This is a genomic window from Streptomyces sp. NPDC102462 (assembly GCF_044765425.1).
In the GTDB taxonomy this organism is placed as follows: Bacteria; Actinomycetota; Actinomycetes; order Streptomycetales; family Streptomycetaceae; genus Streptomyces.
On record NZ_JBIWKB010000009.1, the window covers coordinates 93,738 to 108,233 of the forward strand.

General features: G+C 72.7%; 18 protein-coding genes. 1 reads left to right on the forward strand and 17 read right to left on the reverse strand.

The annotated features are described in order from the left end of the window. Positions 1–51: 51 nt before the first annotated feature. The 7 genes from trpM to hisI all read right to left on the reverse strand — a co-directional run bounded on the left by trpM (position 52) and on the right by hisI (position 5,017). On the reverse strand, positions 52–273 hold the full coding sequence (gene trpM / locus ACIRFL_RS10740) for a tryptophan biosynthesis modulator TrpM (protein ID WP_404026338.1): 222 nt from the start codon (positions 271–273) through the stop codon (positions 52–54). Positions 274–295: 22 nt separating this feature from the next. Next, positions 296–1,105, reverse strand: a complete 810-nt coding sequence (gene trpC, locus ACIRFL_RS10745) for an indole-3-glycerol phosphate synthase TrpC (RefSeq protein ID WP_404026340.1) — start codon at positions 1,103–1,105, stop codon at positions 296–298. A 132-nt stretch (positions 1,106–1,237) separates the two neighbouring features. Continuing rightward, on the reverse strand, positions 1,238–1,687 hold the full coding sequence (locus tag ACIRFL_RS10750; RefSeq protein ID WP_404026343.1) for a DUF2752 domain-containing protein: 450 nt from the start codon (positions 1,685–1,687) through the stop codon (positions 1,238–1,240). A gap of 104 nt (positions 1,688–1,791) precedes the next feature. Continuing rightward, positions 1,792–2,049 (reverse strand): HGxxPAAW family protein, encoded by a 258-nt coding sequence (locus ACIRFL_RS10755; protein ID WP_404026346.1) that lies wholly within the window; start codon positions 2,047–2,049, stop codon positions 1,792–1,794. Between the two features lie 337 nt (positions 2,050–2,386). After that, the gene (locus ACIRFL_RS10760) at positions 2,387–3,019 is read right to left on the reverse strand and encodes a TIGR02234 family membrane protein (RefSeq protein WP_404026348.1); all 633 of its coding nucleotides are present in this window, start codon (positions 3,017–3,019) and stop codon (positions 2,387–2,389) included. A 40-nt stretch (positions 3,020–3,059) separates the two neighbouring features. Further along, on the reverse strand, positions 3,060–4,577 hold the full coding sequence (locus ACIRFL_RS10765; RefSeq protein ID WP_404026350.1) for an anthranilate synthase component I: 1,518 nt from the start codon (positions 4,575–4,577) through the stop codon (positions 3,060–3,062). A gap of 11 nt (positions 4,578–4,588) precedes the next feature. Next, a complete protein-coding gene (gene hisI / locus ACIRFL_RS10770; RefSeq protein ID WP_404026352.1) occupies positions 4,589–5,017 on the reverse strand; it encodes a phosphoribosyl-AMP cyclohydrolase in 429 nt (142 codons plus the stop codon). 119 nt (positions 5,018–5,136) lie between these two features. Between hisI and ACIRFL_RS10775 the strand changes: the two genes are divergently transcribed. Beyond that, entirely contained in the window at positions 5,137–5,772 is a 636-nt protein-coding gene (locus tag ACIRFL_RS10775) for a TIGR03085 family metal-binding protein (RefSeq protein WP_404026354.1), read from the forward strand. 554 nt (positions 5,773–6,326) lie between these two features. On the opposite strand, the gene ACIRFL_RS10780 is transcribed toward ACIRFL_RS10775, so the two are convergent. The 10 genes from ACIRFL_RS10780 to hisD all read right to left on the reverse strand — a co-directional run bounded on the left by ACIRFL_RS10780 (position 6,327) and on the right by hisD (position 14,367). Beyond that, positions 6,327–7,868, reverse strand: coding sequence for an MFS transporter (locus ACIRFL_RS10780; RefSeq protein WP_404026355.1), 1,542 nt, complete (start codon positions 7,866–7,868; stop codon positions 6,327–6,329). Between the two features lie 95 nt (positions 7,869–7,963). After that, a complete protein-coding gene (locus tag ACIRFL_RS10785) occupies positions 7,964–8,551 on the reverse strand; it encodes a helix-turn-helix domain-containing protein (protein WP_404026358.1) in 588 nt (195 codons plus the stop codon). A 77-nt stretch (positions 8,552–8,628) separates the two neighbouring features. Continuing rightward, positions 8,629–9,384, reverse strand: a complete 756-nt coding sequence (gene hisF / locus ACIRFL_RS10790; protein ID WP_404026360.1) for an imidazole glycerol phosphate synthase subunit HisF — start codon at positions 9,382–9,384, stop codon at positions 8,629–8,631. Beyond that, entirely contained in the window at positions 9,381–9,812 is a 432-nt protein-coding gene (locus ACIRFL_RS10795) for a RidA family protein (protein ID WP_404026363.1), read from the reverse strand. Before ACIRFL_RS10795 ends, hisF begins: the two co-directional genes overlap by 4 nt. Beyond that, complete coding sequence (gene priA / locus ACIRFL_RS10800) at positions 9,809–10,534, reverse strand: bifunctional 1-(5-phosphoribosyl)-5-((5-phosphoribosylamino)methylideneamino)imidazole-4-carboxamide isomerase/phosphoribosylanthranilate isomerase PriA (protein ID WP_404026365.1); 726 nt, start codon at positions 10,532–10,534, stop codon at positions 9,809–9,811. Before priA ends, ACIRFL_RS10795 begins: the two co-directional genes overlap by 4 nt. Next, entirely contained in the window at positions 10,531–11,172 is a 642-nt protein-coding gene (hisH, locus tag ACIRFL_RS10805; protein ID WP_404026367.1) for an imidazole glycerol phosphate synthase subunit HisH, read from the reverse strand. Before hisH ends, priA begins: the two co-directional genes overlap by 4 nt. After that, positions 11,169–11,333, reverse strand: coding sequence for a hypothetical protein (locus ACIRFL_RS10810; RefSeq protein ID WP_351735472.1), 165 nt, complete (start codon positions 11,331–11,333; stop codon positions 11,169–11,171). Before ACIRFL_RS10810 ends, hisH begins: the two co-directional genes overlap by 4 nt. A 3-nt stretch (positions 11,334–11,336) precedes the next feature. Further along, positions 11,337–11,939, reverse strand: a complete 603-nt coding sequence (gene hisB, locus ACIRFL_RS10815; RefSeq protein ID WP_404026369.1) for an imidazoleglycerol-phosphate dehydratase HisB — start codon at positions 11,937–11,939, stop codon at positions 11,337–11,339. Then, positions 11,936–13,045: a histidinol-phosphate transaminase gene (locus tag ACIRFL_RS10820; protein WP_404026371.1), complete on the reverse strand. Its 1,110-nt coding sequence runs from the start codon at positions 13,043–13,045 to the stop codon at positions 11,936–11,938. The genes hisB and ACIRFL_RS10820 overlap by 4 nt, the downstream gene beginning before the upstream one ends. Then, entirely contained in the window at positions 13,042–14,367 is a 1,326-nt protein-coding gene (hisD, locus tag ACIRFL_RS10825) for a histidinol dehydrogenase (protein WP_404026372.1), read from the reverse strand. Before hisD ends, ACIRFL_RS10820 begins: the two co-directional genes overlap by 4 nt. Between the last annotated feature and the right edge of the window lie 129 nt (positions 14,368–14,496).

The window sequence follows — 14,496 nt, forward strand, 5'->3', positions numbered from 1 at the left end:
CTCACGGTGAGCTGGTGGAAAGACACTCATCGCCGTGGGGTGCGGGCTCCGTCAGCCGGCTGCGGGACCGTCGTTCCCGGTCGCGCAGTTTCCCGCGCCCCGTCCGGGGCGCTGCCATCGACGGCCGTTCACCTGCCCGGGCTCGTCACCGATGACGTAGCGCACCCGGCGCCCGTGCACCCGGCGGGCGGGCGCGCGGCAGCCACGGGGACGGCAGCCGCGCGCCAGGCGGGCGTACCGGTCCGTGGTCGTCACGGGGATCGTCGCAGTCATCGGGGCCCACCCTACCGGGAGATCAGCCCCGGCCGTGCCGCAGTGCGGGGTGCTCGCCCGCCGCCACCAGGTCGGCGACCGCCGTCCTGGGGTCGCGCCCAGTCACCAGGGACTCGCCGACCAGGACCGCGTCGGCGCCCGCGTTGGCGTAGGCGATCAGGTCGTGCGGGCCGCGGACTCCGGACTCGGCGACCCTGACCACGCTGTCCGGGATCTCCGGGGCGACCCGCTCGAACGTGCCCCGGTCGACCTCCAGGGTCTTCAGGTTGCGCGCGTTGACGCCGATCACCTTGGCGCCCGCGTCCACCGCGCGGTCCACCTCGTCCTCGTCGTGCACCTCGACGAGCGGGGTGAGCCCGATGGAGACGGCCCGCTCGATCAGCGACTCCAGGGCCGGCTGGTCGAGGGCGGCGACGATCAGCAGCGCGAGGTCGGCGCCGTACGCCCGGGCCTCCCACAGCTGGTACGAGGTGACGATGAAGTCCTTGCGCAGCACCGGGATGTCCACGCGGGCCCGGACCGCCTCCAGGTCGGCGAGCGAGCCGCCGAAGCGGCGCTGTTCGGTGAGGACCGAGATGACGGCCGCGCCGCCCGCCTCGTAGTCGGCGGCGAGCCCGGCCGGATCGGCGATCGCGGCCAGCGCGCCCTTGGAGGGGCTGGAGCGCTTGACCTCGCAGATCACCTTGACGCCGTCGCCGCGCAGGGCGGCCGCACCGTCCTTGGCCGCCGGAGCCTTCGCCGCGCGCTCCTTGAGCTCGTCGAGGCTGACGCGCGCCTGCCGATCCGCCAGGTCGGCACGGACTCCGTCGATGATCTCGTCGAGCACACTCACGCGAGCGGCCCCCTTCCAGCCGGTGGTTCCTGCGGGTCGAAAACCCGTGGTCACTGCGATGGTATCCGCAGGACGGCGTAGGCCCCGCATCCGGTCGGCGCCGGTCCCACTACCTGGACGCCACCCAGTTGATCAAGGATGGAGCCAGCCACCGAACGGCAGGTTCCGGACAATGGTGAAGGCCAGCAGTACGGCTCCGAGGCTCCACAGGTGCACCGGACCGAGCGCGAGCCGCAGCGGCCGCCCGCGCACCGCGCGGATCACCCAGACGGTCCACAGGGCGGCGAAGGCCAGGTAGGCGGCCACGGCCGGGGCGTTGGCCTGGAGCGCGGCCGTGAGGTCCCCGTGGATGAAGGCGTGCGCGCTGCGCAGTCCGCCGCAGCCGGGGCAGTACAGGCCGGTGTAGCCGTACAGCGGGCACACCGGGTAGTGGCCGGGTTCGTTCGGGTCCACTGTCGCGACGTACGCGAAGGCTCCGGCGACGGCCGCGAGGAGTCCCGCGGGGACCGCCAGCCGGCCGAGGACGCCCGCGCGGCCCGTGCGCGGCGCCAGGTGCTCACTGTCGGCGTTCACGTCTCGCATTGTCCCCCCTGCGGCCGTGGACGCGCGTGAGGGGCGCCGCGGCGGCCGGTGCGGTGCCGTGGCGCCCCTCCACGAGGTCGTCGACGAGGCGGTCGTCCGCCGGGTCAGCTCTCGACGCCGGCGGGCTCGGGCGTCACCGCGGCCCGGGTCTGCGGGACCGCGTGGACGTCTTTGGGCTGACCGAGGCCCATGGAGCGCATGATGGCGCCGACGACACCGCCGAGCGCCACGATCGCCATGCCGGCCCAGAAACCGATCGGCTGTGCCATCACCATGAAGGCGCCCGCGACGCAGAACCCGATGAAGGCGATGATGACACCGGTCCAGGCGGCCGGGGTGTGACCGTGGCTGCTGCCCGCCATTGCTTGCTCCTCGTTGCTGTATGCGTGTGTGAGCCGGACGCTCATCACCGCCCATTGTCCCGTACGGCTGCCCCACCGGCGGGCAGGGGTACCCCCCACCGAACGTCTACTTCGCCACACCACCCACCCAGAACACCCCGAAAGGGGCGCGGGAAACGGCGCGCCCAGCCACAACACACCCGCACCAAACCAACGAACCCAGCCAAGCCCCAAAGGGGCGCGAGGAACTGCGCGCCCAGCCACAACGAACCCGCAGCCAGCCAACGACGCATCGCAACCCAAGCCACAACGCACCCGCAGCCGCAGCCGACGTATCGCGGCCGAACCAGCGGAGCGCCTACGTTGGGTCTTCGCCGCGGTCCAACGCCTTCCACAGATCCTCGGGCCGATCGGGGTCGACGCCCGAGGCAGGGCGCCGCGGGCGCGCCGTGCCGCGCTCGTAGCGGCCCGACATGGCGGGCCACAGCCGGCCGTAGCGCAGCGCGAGGAGCCCGGCGAGCAGGAGCAGCACACCGCCTACGGCGGCCACGTAGGGCCAGGCCGTATGGCTGAGGACGGCGACGCCTGCGGAGGTGTCGCCGGTGGCCTCGGCGGCCTTCTCGTCGAGCGCGGAGCCGTCGGACGCGCCGGTCAGGGCGGCGGCGACCGTGCCGGCGCCGGACAGCGCGAGCAGGGCGGCGACCGCGAGCCGGCCGGCCCTGCGGACGGCGAAGACGGCGACGAGGGCGGCGAGGCCCACTATGGCGAGGGCCGCGGGGACGCCCGTCACGTCGCTGCCCTTCGCGGTGAGCGGGAAGGCGCCGCCGGCCACCGTGGCGGTGCCCTCCGCCCAGCGCTGGCGCGTGGCGAGCAGCGCCACGGCGGCGCCGAGCGCGCCGCACAGCAACGCCACGGCGAGGCTCCGGCGGCCCGCCCATGCGGCTCCTGCGGCTTCGGAACGGGGGTGAGGTACGGCTGTCACGTACTCCACTATCGCCTGAACCCCGGGAGTTACGTCACCCGGGGTTCACTCAGCCCCTTCCGAGACGGTTCGCCGTGTGCACCGCGCGGAGCACCGCCGCCGCCTTGTTGCGGCACTCCTGGTCCTCGGCGACCGGGTCCGAGTCGGCGACGACGCCCGCGCCGGCCTGGACGTAGGCGGTGCCGTCGCGCAGCAGCGCCGTACGGATCGCGATGGCCGTGTCGGAGTCGCCCGCGAAGTCCAGGTAGCCGACGCAGCCGCCGTACAGGCCGCGGCGGGACGGTTCGAGTTCGTCGATGATCTGCAGGGCGCGGGGCTTGGGCGCGCCGGAGAGGGTGCCCGCGGGGAAGCACGCCGTCAGCACGTCGAAGGCGGTGCGGCCTTCGGCGACCCGGCCGGTGACCGTGGAGACGATGTGCATGACGTGCGAGTACCGCTCGATGGACATGAAGTCGACGACCTCGACCGAGCCGGGCCGGCAGACCCGGCCGAGGTCGTTGCGCCCGAGGTCGACGAGCATCAGGTGCTCGGCGCGCTCCTTGGGGTCGGCGAGCAGTTCGTCGGCGAGCGCCTGGTCCTCCTGCGGGGTGGCGCCGCGCGGCCGGGTACCGGCGATGGGATGCACCATGGCCCGGCCGTCCTCGACCTTGACCAGCGCCTCGGGCGAGGAGCCGACCACGTCGAAGGCGCCCCCGGACCCGTCGGGCAGCCGGAACAGATACATGTACGGGGACGGGTTGGTCGCCCTCAGGACCCGGTAGACGTCCAGTGCGCTCGCCGTGCAGGGCGTCTCGAAGCGCTGCGAGGGGACGACCTGGAATGCCTCGCCGGCCCGGATGCGCTCCTTGACGTCCTCGACGGCCGCCTGGAAGTCGGGGCCGCCCCAGCGCGCGGTGTACGGGGGCAGCTCGGACGGCGGCAGCACCGCGGGGGGCTGGGCGACCGGGCGGCAGAGGTCGGCCTCCATGGCGTCCAGGCGGGCCACGGCGTCGGCGTGCGCCTCGTCGACTCCGGTGTCGAGGTCGTTGTGGTTGATCGCGTTGGCGATCAGCAGGACCGTGCCCTCCCAGTGGTCCATGACGGCCAGGTCGCTGGTGAGCAGCATGGTCAGCTCGGGCAGCTTCAGATCGTCACGCTCGCCGGGTCCGATCCGCTCAAGGCGGCGGACGATGTCGTAGCCGAGGTAGCCGACCATGCCTCCGGTGAAGGGCGGCAGACCCAGGTCGTGGGCGAGGTCCCGGGGCGTGTGCAGGGCCTCGATCGTGGCGCGCAGGGCGGCCAGCGGGTCGCCGTCGGCGGGGACGCCGACGGGCGGGGTGCCGAGCCAGTGCGCCCGTCCGTCCCGCTCGGTCAGGGTCGCGGCCGACCGGACGCCCACGAAGGAGTAGCGGGACCACTGAAACGCGGCGCGGCCGTTCTCCGCGGACTCCAGCAGGAAGGTGCCGGGGCGCTCGGCGGCGAGCTTGCGGTACAGGGCGACCGGGGTGTCGCCGTCGGCGAGGAGCTTGCGGGTGACCGGGATGACCCGGCGGTCGCCGGCCAGCTTGCGGAACGTCTCAAGATCCATGGCGGCCGACCCTACTGGCCCGTGCTGTTCGAGCGCGCCCGGGAAGAGCCGGACTCCGCGGCCGGCGCGCCGGGGCCGACGTCCTTGAGGAGCACGTCGGCGTCGAAGCAGGTGCGGGCGCCGGTGTGGCAGGCGGCGCCCACTTGGTCGACCTTGACCAGCACGGTGTCGGCGTCGCAGTCGAGGGAGACCGACTTCACCCACTGGACGTGCCCCGAGGTGTCGCCCTTGACCCAGTACTCGCGGCGGCTGCGGGACCAGTAGGTGCAGCGGCCGGTGGTCAGCGTGCGATGCAGCGCCTCGTCGTCCATCCAGCCCAGCATCAGCACCTCTCCGGTGTCGTACTGCTGGGCGATGGCGGGCAGGAGCCCGTCGGCGCTGCGCTTGAGGCGCGCCGCGATCTCCGGATCGAGGCTGCTGGGCTGGGGCGAGCTGGTCATGGGTGCCATTGTGCCGCGCGGCACCGACAGCGCCGCGACCTGTCCAGTGGGTGGGCGCGCGGGGGTGGTGCGGCGGGAGACGGGTGGGCGGAGCCGGAACCTGGTCGTAGGCTGACGGTATGTCGACCTTCGCCAAGCGTGAACGGCTTCTGCTCGCCGACCTCTTGGAAACCACCGGCCCCGAGGCGCCGACCCTCTGCGAGGGCTGGCAGACCCGTGATCTGGCCGCGCACGTGGTGGTGCGCGAGCGCCGCCCGGACGCCGCCGGGGGTGCGCTGGTCAAGCAGCTCGCGGCGCGCCTGCAGAAGGTGATGGACGAGTACGCGGCGAAGCCGTACGAGGAGCTGATCCGGCTGATCCGTACCGGCCCGCCGCGCTTTTCCCCCTTCCAGCTCAAGCAGATCGACGAGGCCGCCAACACCGTCGAGTTCTACGTCCACACGGAGGACGTCCGCCGGGCCCAGCCGGACTGGACGCCGCGCGAGCTGGACCCCGTCTTCCAGGAGGCCCTGTGGTCCCGGCTGGAGCGCACCGCACGGCTGCTGGGCCGGGGTGTGCCGACCGGCCTGGTGCTGCGCCGCCCCGACGGCCAGACGGCGGTCGCCCACCGGGGCGCGCCGGTGGTGACGGCGACGGGCGAGCCCGCCGAGCTGCTGCTGTTCGCGTTCGGCCGGCAGAGCGCGGCCAAGGTGGACCTCACGGGCGACGAGAACGCGATCGCCAAGCTCCGGGAGTCCAAGCAACTGGGCATCTGAGACACGCGGGCGCCTCCGGCAGGCAAGCCGCCACCGGGCCGCTGAGGCATGCGGGCACGTCCCGTAAGAGCGTCGGCGGACGCTCGGGCACGTCGGCGCCTTTCCGCCGGAAGGTCGTCAATGGGACGCCCGCAGGGTGCCAGGCACCTCCGGCAGAGGACGCCGACGCACCACTTGGGCACGCCGGTACCTCCCGTCGGGAGCCGTCAAGGGGACGTCATCACGGGCGCATCCGGCCCCTCCCACAGGGGACGCCGACGCACCCCCTTGGAGCGCGCGGGGCGCCTCCTACACGGAGGGGGGCGGTCTTGGGGACGCCAGGTACTTCCCGTAAGGGGTGTCGGCGGGGCGTCCGGGGTGTGGCGGGGCCTGGTGGGTGGTGGCTGCGGGGTCTACAAGGGGTGCTGGTCTCGGTCGGGCCGGTGTGGTCGGCGTATGGCTGTCGCGGAGGTGGCGGATGCCCCCGTGGGGCGGCTGAGGCGCGCTGGGGCCGCCCCTTTTCTCCGCGTCGGCGCCGGTAGGCAGGCGTGCGGCTGGGTGGGTGGTCCGGGGCGTCAGCCGGGGAGTTCCGCCTGGCGCAGGCCCGCTACGCACAGGGCGACGGCGCCGCCGAGCCCGCAGACCACGGCGCTGACGACGAACACCGGGCCGGGGCCCCACGCGCCGATCGCGGCCGCCGCGACCGGCATGCTCAGCGGCGCGAGGCCGAGGCTGACCAGGCCGGCGACGGCGGTGACACGGCCCAGGTAGGCGGGATCGGCCTGGGTCTGCAGCAGGGCGCCGCACAGGGCGCCGCTGAGCCCGGCGAACAGCCCGATGAGCAGGGCCACGCCAACGGCGGCGACGAGGTGGGGGACGTAGGCGAGGGCGCCGATCGCGACGGAGCCCGCGAGGATGGCGTACCCGGCGACCAGGCCGGCCCGTGGCAGTCGGCCCCGGACGGCCAGCAGCAGCGACACGACGGCCGCGCCGGTGCCGAAGCCGGCGAGCACCCAGCCCATCCCGGACGCGCCCCAGCCGCGCCGGTCGGCCAGCAGGGTCAGGCCGATGTTGAGCGGGCCGACGAAACCGAAGTCGCCGAGCGCGATGGCCGCCATCAGCGGGGCCAGCACCCGGTGCCCGCGGATGTAGCGCAGCCCGGCCACCAGGTCGCCCCAGGCCCGGGACCGGACGGCGGACCCGTCGGCCCGCTCGGCAACTCCCGACTCGGCGGCAAGTGGCTCGGTGGAGCCCGCTTCGAGGACATGTGGCTCAACGACATGGGCCTCGGCGACATGGGCCTCGCCGACAGATGGCGCGGCGCCATGCGGCGCGGCGGCATATGTGTTCCCGCCATGCGGCGCGGCACCATGTGGCTCGGCGCCATGTAGCTCAGTGCCATGTGGCCCGGCGCCATGTGGCTCCGCCGGGTGCGGTTCCGAGGGGCGTGGCTCGGGTATCGGGGCGGCGCCCCCGCCGGGGACCGTGTCGTCGCTCGGCAGCGGGCGGAACCGTACCGAGATCAGCAGCGGCACCGACACCGCGATGAGCAGGCCCGCCAGGCCGAAGGCGGCCGCCGCGCCGCCGAGCGCCACGCCGAGGCCACCGAGCGGGGCTCCGACGACGCTCGCGAAGCGGATGGACAGCCCGCGCATGCCCTGCACCCGGGCCAGTTGGTCCTTGCCGGTGATCCTGGCCGGAAGGGCGCCCACGGCGGGCATGAACACGGCGTCGACGGTGCCGAAGACCACGGCGAGCAGGGCCAGCGGCCACAGTCCCGGGCTGGTGAGCAGGAGCAGCGCGGCCACCGCGACGACGGCCGCGCAGCGCACCGCGTCGCTGCCGATGACGACCCGGCGCGGCCCGAACCGGTCGGCGACGACGCCGCCGCCCAGCATCAGCAGGGCCCGCGGCAGGGCGCTGGCCGAGGTGACGAGGCCCGCCTGGGCGGGCGTACCGGCCTGGACGGCGGCCCAGGACAGCGCGAGGTAGTAGACGTTGTCGCCGAGCATGGAGCAGGTGTAGGCGCCCAGCCAGCGCAGGACGTTGGGGTCGCGGTGGGCGGGGCGTGCGACGCCGGTGCCGGGCGCGGCGGGCAGGCCGGTGACGGTGGACAAGGCGGCGGCCTCTCTGGGACGCGGGACTCGGACGGCAACTCGGACACGGGCTGTCGGACGCGAACTGTCAGACGCGGACTGTCAGAAGCGGACTGTCAGACGCGGAACGGGAATCCGTACACGTGCAGCGCGACGTTCTCGCGCCCCGCGGTGTCACCGGCGGCCTCGGCGGACCGGCTCTTCTCCTCGTACCGGCGCAGCAGGGCCATCAACTCCGCGCCGAGTTCCTCCAGTTCGGCAGCGGTGAGCCTGACGAGCGACTCACTGTCCGGCGCGGCGGCGTTCCACTCGGCGCTCCAGGTGGCCCGCTCGTCGAGATAGCGCCGGTACATCTCGGCGCGCTGGTCGTGGAAGAGCCGGGTGGCGGCCAGGTGCGCCGCCGCCCGCTCGGGGGCGTCCCGGAAGTCCTTGTCCCGGATGCTCACGCCGTGTGAGGTGGGCCGCCACCACCGCTCACGGCCGTCGCCGCCCTGCCGGTCGGCCTCTTCGATCAGCCCGTGCTCGGCGAGCTTGCGCAGGTGGTAACTGACCAGCGACACGGCCTCGTCGACCTGGTCGGCCAGCTGCGAGGCGGTGGCGGTCCTGGCGACGTACAGCAGGCGGTACAGCCGCATGCGCAGCGGATGGGTCAGGGCCTTCAGGGTGCCGAGATCGGTGATGGGGCGGGTCTCCTCGCGTGCCATGCCCTCACCGTAGATACGAAAGAAAAGTTGCGCAATAATCCTTGCGCAACTTTCCTTTCGTATCCCAGGGCGGGGCGTCAGCGGACCGGGTGGCCGGCTTCGCGGAGGGCGCGTTTGACCTGGGCGATGCGGAGGTCGCCGAAGTGGAAGACGGAGGCCGCGAGGACCGCGTCGGCGCCGGAGGCGACGGCCGGCGCGAAGTCCGCCAGCTTGCCCGCGCCGCCGGAGGCGATGACCGGCACGGTGACGTGCTTGCGTACGGCCGCGATCATCTCCAGGTCGTAGCCGTCCTTCGTGCCGTCCGCGTCCATGGAGTTGAGCAGGATCTCCCCGGCCCCCAGTTCGGCGGCCCGGTGTGCCCATTCGACGGCGTCGATGCCGGTGCCGCGGCGACCGCCGTGGGTGGTGACCTCGAAGCCGCCCGCCGGGGTGCGGCGCGCGTCGACCGAGAGGACCAGCACCTGGCGCCCGAACCGCTCGGCGATCTCGCGGATCAGCTCGGGGCGCGCGATCGCGGCGGTGTTCACGCCCACCTTGTCGGCGCCCGCCCGCAGCAGCCTGTCCACGTCCTCGGCGGTGCGCACGCCGCCGCCAACCGTCAGCGGGATGAACACCTGCTCGGCGGTGCGGCGCACCACGTCGTACGTCGTCTCCCGGTTGCCCGAGGAGGCGGTGATGTCCAGGAAGGTCAGCTCGTCGGCGCCCTCGGCGTCGTACACCTTGGCCATCTCGACGGGGTCGCCCGCGTCGCGCAGGTTCTGGAAGTTGACGCCCTTGACGACCCGGCCGTTGTCCACGTCCAGGCAGGGGATGACTCGGACCGCCAGGGTCATGAATCCACGGCTCCTCTTGCTGCTTGTTGCCCATGGTGGCCCCGGAAGGCCTCCAGTTCCACTTCGACCAGGATGCGCGGGTCGATGAAGCCCGCCACGACCAGCAGGGTCGAGGCCGGGCGCACGGCGTCGAACAGTTCCTTGTGGGCCCGGCCCACCTCGTCGACGTCGCGCGAATGGGTCAGATACATCCGGGTCCTGATCACCGAGGCGGGCCCCAGCCCGAACTCGGCGATCGCCTCCAGCGCGCTGGTGAACGCCGCCTTCGCCTGCTCGTAGGGGTCGCCCTCCCCGTGCAGCACGAGGCCCTTGAAGGCCGTGGTGCCCGCCACCAGCACGCGGTCGCCCGCCGCGACGGCGTGCGCGAAGCCGAAGCTCTCTTCCCAGGGACTTCCGCTCTGTGCGCGCCGCACGGCTTCGGACGTCATGACGACACAGCCTCCAGGGCCTCTTCGAGGGTGAACGCCTTCGCGTACAGGGCCTTCCCGACGATGGCTCCCTCGACACCGAGGGGCACCAGCTGGGCGATGGCCCGCAGGTCGTCCAGCGAGGACACGCCTCCGGAGGCCACGACCGGGCGGTCGGTGGCCGCGCAGACGTTCTTCAGCAGCTCCAGGTTCGGGCCCTGCAGCGTGCCGTCCTTGGCGATGTCGGTGACGACGTAGCGGGCGCAGCCCTCCTTGTCGAGGCGCGCCAGCGTCTCGTAGAGGTCGCCGCCGTCCCGGGTCCAGCCGCGCCCGCGCAGCGTGGTGCCGCGGACGTCCAGGCCGACCGCGATCCGGTCGCCGTGCTCGGCGATCACCCCGGCGACCCACTCGGGGCTCTCCAGGGCGGCGGTGCCGAGGTTCACCCGGGTGCAGCCGGTGGCGAGGGCGGCGGCGAGGGTGGCGTCGTCCCGGATGCCGCCGGACAGTTCCACCTTGATGTCCATGGCGTTCGCGACCTCGGCGATCAGCGCCCGGTTGTCACCGGTGCCGAACGCGGCGTCCAGGTCGACCAGATGCAGCCACTCGGCGCCCGAGCGCTGCCAGGCGAGGGCGGCCTCCAGCGGGGAGCCGTACGAGGTCTCGGTCCCGGACTCGCCGTGCACGAGGCGGACCGCCTGGCCGTCCCGGACGTCGACGGCGGGAAGGAGTTCGAGCTTGCTCACAGTGTTCCGATCCAGTTGGTGAGGAGCTGGGCTCCGGCGTCGCCGGACTTCTCGGGGTGGAACTGCGTCGCCCACAGGGCGCCGTTCTCGACGGCCGCCACGAACGGCTTGCCGTGCGCCGACCAGGTCACCTTGGGGGCGTGCAGCCGCGTGTCGCGCGTCTGCAGGGTCCAGTCGTGGACGGCGTAGGAGTGCACGAAGTAGAAGCGTGCGTCCGCGTCCAGGCCGGCGAACAGCTCGGAGCCGGGTGGCGCGGTCACGGTGTTCCAGCCCATGTGCGGCACGACCTCCGCCTGAAGCGGCTCGACGGAGCCGGGCCACTCGTCAAGGCCCTCGGTCTCCACGCCGTGCTCGATGCCGCGCGCGAACAGGATCTGCATGCCGACGCAGATGCCCAGCACCGGGCGCCCGCCGGACAGCCTGCGGTCGATCACCCAGTCGCCGCGGGCGGCGCGCAGCCCCCGCATGCAGGCGGCGAAGGCGCCGACGCCGGGCACCAGCAGGCCGTCCGCGTTCATCGCCCTGTCGAAGTCACGGGTGATCTCGACGTCGGCTCCCGCGCGGGCGAGGGCGCGCTCGGCGGAGCGCACGTTGCCGAAGCCGTAGTCGAAGACGACGACCTTGCGGGCTGCGCTCAATTCCACACCTCCAGCCGCAGCACGCCGGCGACCAGGCACATCGCGGCGCCGATGGACACCAGCACGATCAGGCTGGCGGGCATCTTCTGCTTGACGAAGGAGATGATGCCGCCGACGAGGAACAGGCCGACGACGATCAGCAGGGTGGACAGTCCGTTCATGGTCTACAGGGCGCCCTTCGTGGACGGGAGGATGCCGGCGGCGCGCGGATCACGCTCGCTCGCGTAGCGAAGGGCCCGTGCCAGCGCCTTGAACTGGCACTCCACGATGTGGTGCGCGTTGCGCCCGTAGGGCACGTGCACGTGCAGCGCGATCTGCGCCTGGGCGACGAAGGACTCCAGGATGTGCCGGGTCATCGTGGTGTCGTACTCGCCGATCATCGGCGCCATGTTCTCGGGCTCGGTGTGCACCAGGTAGGGGCGGCCGGAGAGGTCGACGGTGACCTGGGCGAGGGATTCGTCCAGCGGGACCGTGCAGTTGCCGAAGCGGTAGATGCCCACCTTGTCGCCGAGCGCGCGCTTGAACGCGGCGCCGAGCGCGAGGGCGGTGTCCTCGATGGTGTGGTGGGAGTCGATGTGCAGGTCACCGTCGGTCTTCACGGTCAGGTCGAACAGTCCGTGCCGGCCGAGTTGGTCGAGCATGTGGTCGTAGAAGCCGACGCCGGTGGCGATGTCGGTGCGCCCGGTGCCGTCGAGATCGATCTCGACCAGGACCGCGGTCTCCTTGGTGGTGCGTTCGACGCGTCCGACGCGCCCTTCGCGGTTCATGAACTCTGCTCCTTCTTCAACTCACGTACCGCGTCGAGGAACGCGTCGTTCTCCTGAGGGGTTCCGGCGGACACCCGCAGCCATCCCGGTACGCCGTTGTCCCGGACCAGGACGCCCCGGTCGAGGATCCGCTGCCAGGCCACGTGCGCGTCGGCGAACCGCCCGAACTGCACGAAGTTGGCGTCGGACTCGGTGACGGCGTAGCCGATCGCGCGCAGTTCGCGCACCAGCCGGTCCCGTTCGTCCTTCAGCCGCTCGACGTACTTCAGCAGCGTGTCGGTGTGCTCCAGGGCGGCCAGCGCGGTCGCCTGGGTGATCGCCGACAGGTGGTACGGCAGCCGGACCAGCTGGACGGCGTCCACCACCGCCGGGTGCGCGGCCAGGTAGCCGAGCCGCAGCCCGGCCGCGCCGAACGCCTTGGACATGGTCCGCGAGACGACCAGGTGCGGCCGGCCCGCGAGCAGCGGCAGCAGCGAGTCGCCGTGGCTGAACTCGACGTACGCCTCGTCCACGATCACCATGGACGGCTTGGCCGCCTGCGCCGCGTCGTACAGCGCGCGGACCGTCCCGGGCGGAACCGCGTTGCCGGTGGGGTTGTTGGGGGTGGTGATGAAGACGACGTCCGGGCGGTGCTCGGCGATCGCCCGCTCGGCGGCGGCGAGGTCGATCGTGAAGTCCTCGGTGCGGGGGCCGGAGATCCAGCCGGTGCCGGTGCCGCGCGCGATGAGCGAGTGCATCGAGTACGACGGCTCGAAGCCGATCGCCGTGCGGCCGGGGCCGCCGAAGGTCTGCAACAGCTGCTGGATGACCTCGTTGGAGCCGTTTGCCGCCCAGACGTTCTCGATGCCGAGCGGGTATCCGCCGGTCCGCGTCAGGTACTTGGCCAGCTCCGTGCGCAGCTGGACCGCGTCCCGGTCGGGGTAGCGGTTCAGGTCGCGGGCCGCGGCGCGCACCCGCTCGGTGATCCGCTCGACCAGCGGCTCGGGCAGCGGGTACGGGTTCTCGTTCGTGTTCAGCCGTACGGGGACGTCCAACTGGGGCGCGCCATAAGGGGACTTGCCGCGCAGTTCGTCCCGTACGGGGAGATCGTCGATTCCGGGGTTCACTTGCTCGTCGGTACCTTCCAGCCGAACCTCGCCTTGACGGCCGCGCCGTGCGCGGGCAGGTCCTCCGCCTCCGCCAGGGTGACCACGTGGTGTGCGACCTCGGCCAGCGCGTCCCTGGTGTAGTCGACGATGTGGATGCCGCGCAGGAAGGACTGGACGGACAGGCCGGAGGAGTGGCAGGCGCAGCCTCCGGTCGGCAGGACGTGGTTGGATCCGGCCGCGTAGTCGCCCAGGGACACCGGCGCCCAGGGGCCGATGAAGATCGCGCCGGCGTTCTTGACCCGGTCGGCGACGGCGGCGGCGTCGGCGGTCTGGATCTCCAGGTGCTCGGCGCCGTACGCGTCGACCACCCGAAGGCCCTCCTCGACGCCGTCGACCAGCACGATCGCGGACTGCTTGCCGCCGAGCGCCGGGACGATCCGGTCGTCGACGTGCTTGGTGGCCGCGACCTGCGGCGCCAGTTCCTTGTCCACGGCGTCGGCCAGCTCGACCGAGTCGGTGACCAGCACGGCCGCGGCCAGCGGGTCGTGCTCGGCCTGGCTGATCAGGTCCGAGGCCACGTGCACCGGGTCGGCGGTGTCGTCCGCGAGGATCGCGATCTCGGTGGGCCCGGCCTCGGCGTCGATGCCGATCCGGCCGGTGAAGAACCGCTTGGCGGCGGCTACCCAGATGTTGCCGGGGCCGGTGACCATGTTCACGGGGGCGCAGGACTCGGTGCCGTACGCGAACATCGCGACCGCGGTCGCGCCGCCCGCCGCGTACACCTCGTCGACGCCGAGCAGCGCGCAGGCGGCCAGGATCGTCGGGTGCGGCAGGCCGCCGAACTCCGCCTGGGCCGGGGAGGCGAGCGCGATCGAGGCGACGCCTGCCTCCTGCGCGGGCACCGCGTTCATGATCACGGAGGACGGGTAGACCGAGCGGCCGCCCGGCGCGTAGAGCCCGACCCGTTCGACCGGCACCCACTTCTCGGTCACCGAACCGCCGGGCACGACCTGGGTCGTGTGCGTCGTACGACGCTGCTCGCGGTGGACGAGGCGGGCGCGGCGGATCGACTCCTGAAGGGCCGCGCGGACCGCCGGGTCGAGGGCCGCGAGCGCGTCCGTGAGGGCCTTGGCCGGCACCCGGACGGATTCCAGCCGCACCCCGTCGAACCGCTCCGCGAAGTCGATCAGCGCCGCGTCCCCGCGATGATGCACGGCTTCGCAGATCGGGCGCACCTTCTCCAGTGCGGCCTGAACGTCGAAGTCGGCTCGGGGCAGCAGGTCGCGCAGGGCGGGGCCCTCGGGAAGGGCGTCGCCGCGCAGATCGATTCGGGAGATCACAGGCTCAATTCTCGCAGACCGGGGTGACGGGTGGTGCGCGCGTATCAATGGCTGATACAGAACTCGCCCGGAAGCCGGAAGATCCTCTTCACATACGGCGTTCGGCGCGTCACTCAGCGGGCATGACCG

What these genes read in the sequence shown, in the direction of transcription:
- trpM (WP_404026338.1), bottom strand. Translation starts at nt 273, where the DNA reads ATGACTGCGACGATCCCCGTGACGACCACGGACCGGTACGCCCGCCTG.
- ACIRFL_RS10750 (WP_404026343.1), bottom strand. Translation starts at nt 1,687, where the DNA reads ATGCGAGACGTGAACGCCGACAGTGAGCACCTGGCGCCGCGCACGGGC.
- ACIRFL_RS10755 (WP_404026346.1), bottom strand. Translation starts at nt 2,049, where the DNA reads ATGGCGGGCAGCAGCCACGGTCACACCCCGGCCGCCTGGACCGGTGTC.
- ACIRFL_RS10765 (WP_404026350.1), bottom strand. Translation starts at nt 4,577, where the DNA reads ATGGATCTTGAGACGTTCCGCAAGCTGGCCGGCGACCGCCGGGTCATC.
- hisI (WP_404026352.1), bottom strand. Translation starts at nt 5,017, where the DNA reads ATGACCAGCTCGCCCCAGCCCAGCAGCCTCGATCCGGAGATCGCGGCG.
- ACIRFL_RS10775 (WP_404026354.1), top strand. Translation starts at nt 5,137, where the DNA reads ATGTCGACCTTCGCCAAGCGTGAACGGCTTCTGCTCGCCGACCTCTTG.
- ACIRFL_RS10785 (WP_404026358.1), bottom strand. Translation starts at nt 8,551, where the DNA reads ATGGCACGCGAGGAGACCCGCCCCATCACCGATCTCGGCACCCTGAAG.
- hisF (WP_404026360.1), bottom strand. Translation starts at nt 9,384, where the DNA reads ATGACCCTGGCGGTCCGAGTCATCCCCTGCCTGGACGTGGACAACGGC.
- ACIRFL_RS10795 (WP_404026363.1), bottom strand. Translation starts at nt 9,812, where the DNA reads ATGACGTCCGAAGCCGTGCGGCGCGCACAGAGCGGAAGTCCCTGGGAA.
- ACIRFL_RS10810 (WP_351735472.1), bottom strand. Translation starts at nt 11,333, where the DNA reads ATGAACGGACTGTCCACCCTGCTGATCGTCGTCGGCCTGTTCCTCGTC.
- hisB (WP_404026369.1), bottom strand. Translation starts at nt 11,939, where the DNA reads ATGAACCGCGAAGGGCGCGTCGGACGCGTCGAACGCACCACCAAGGAG.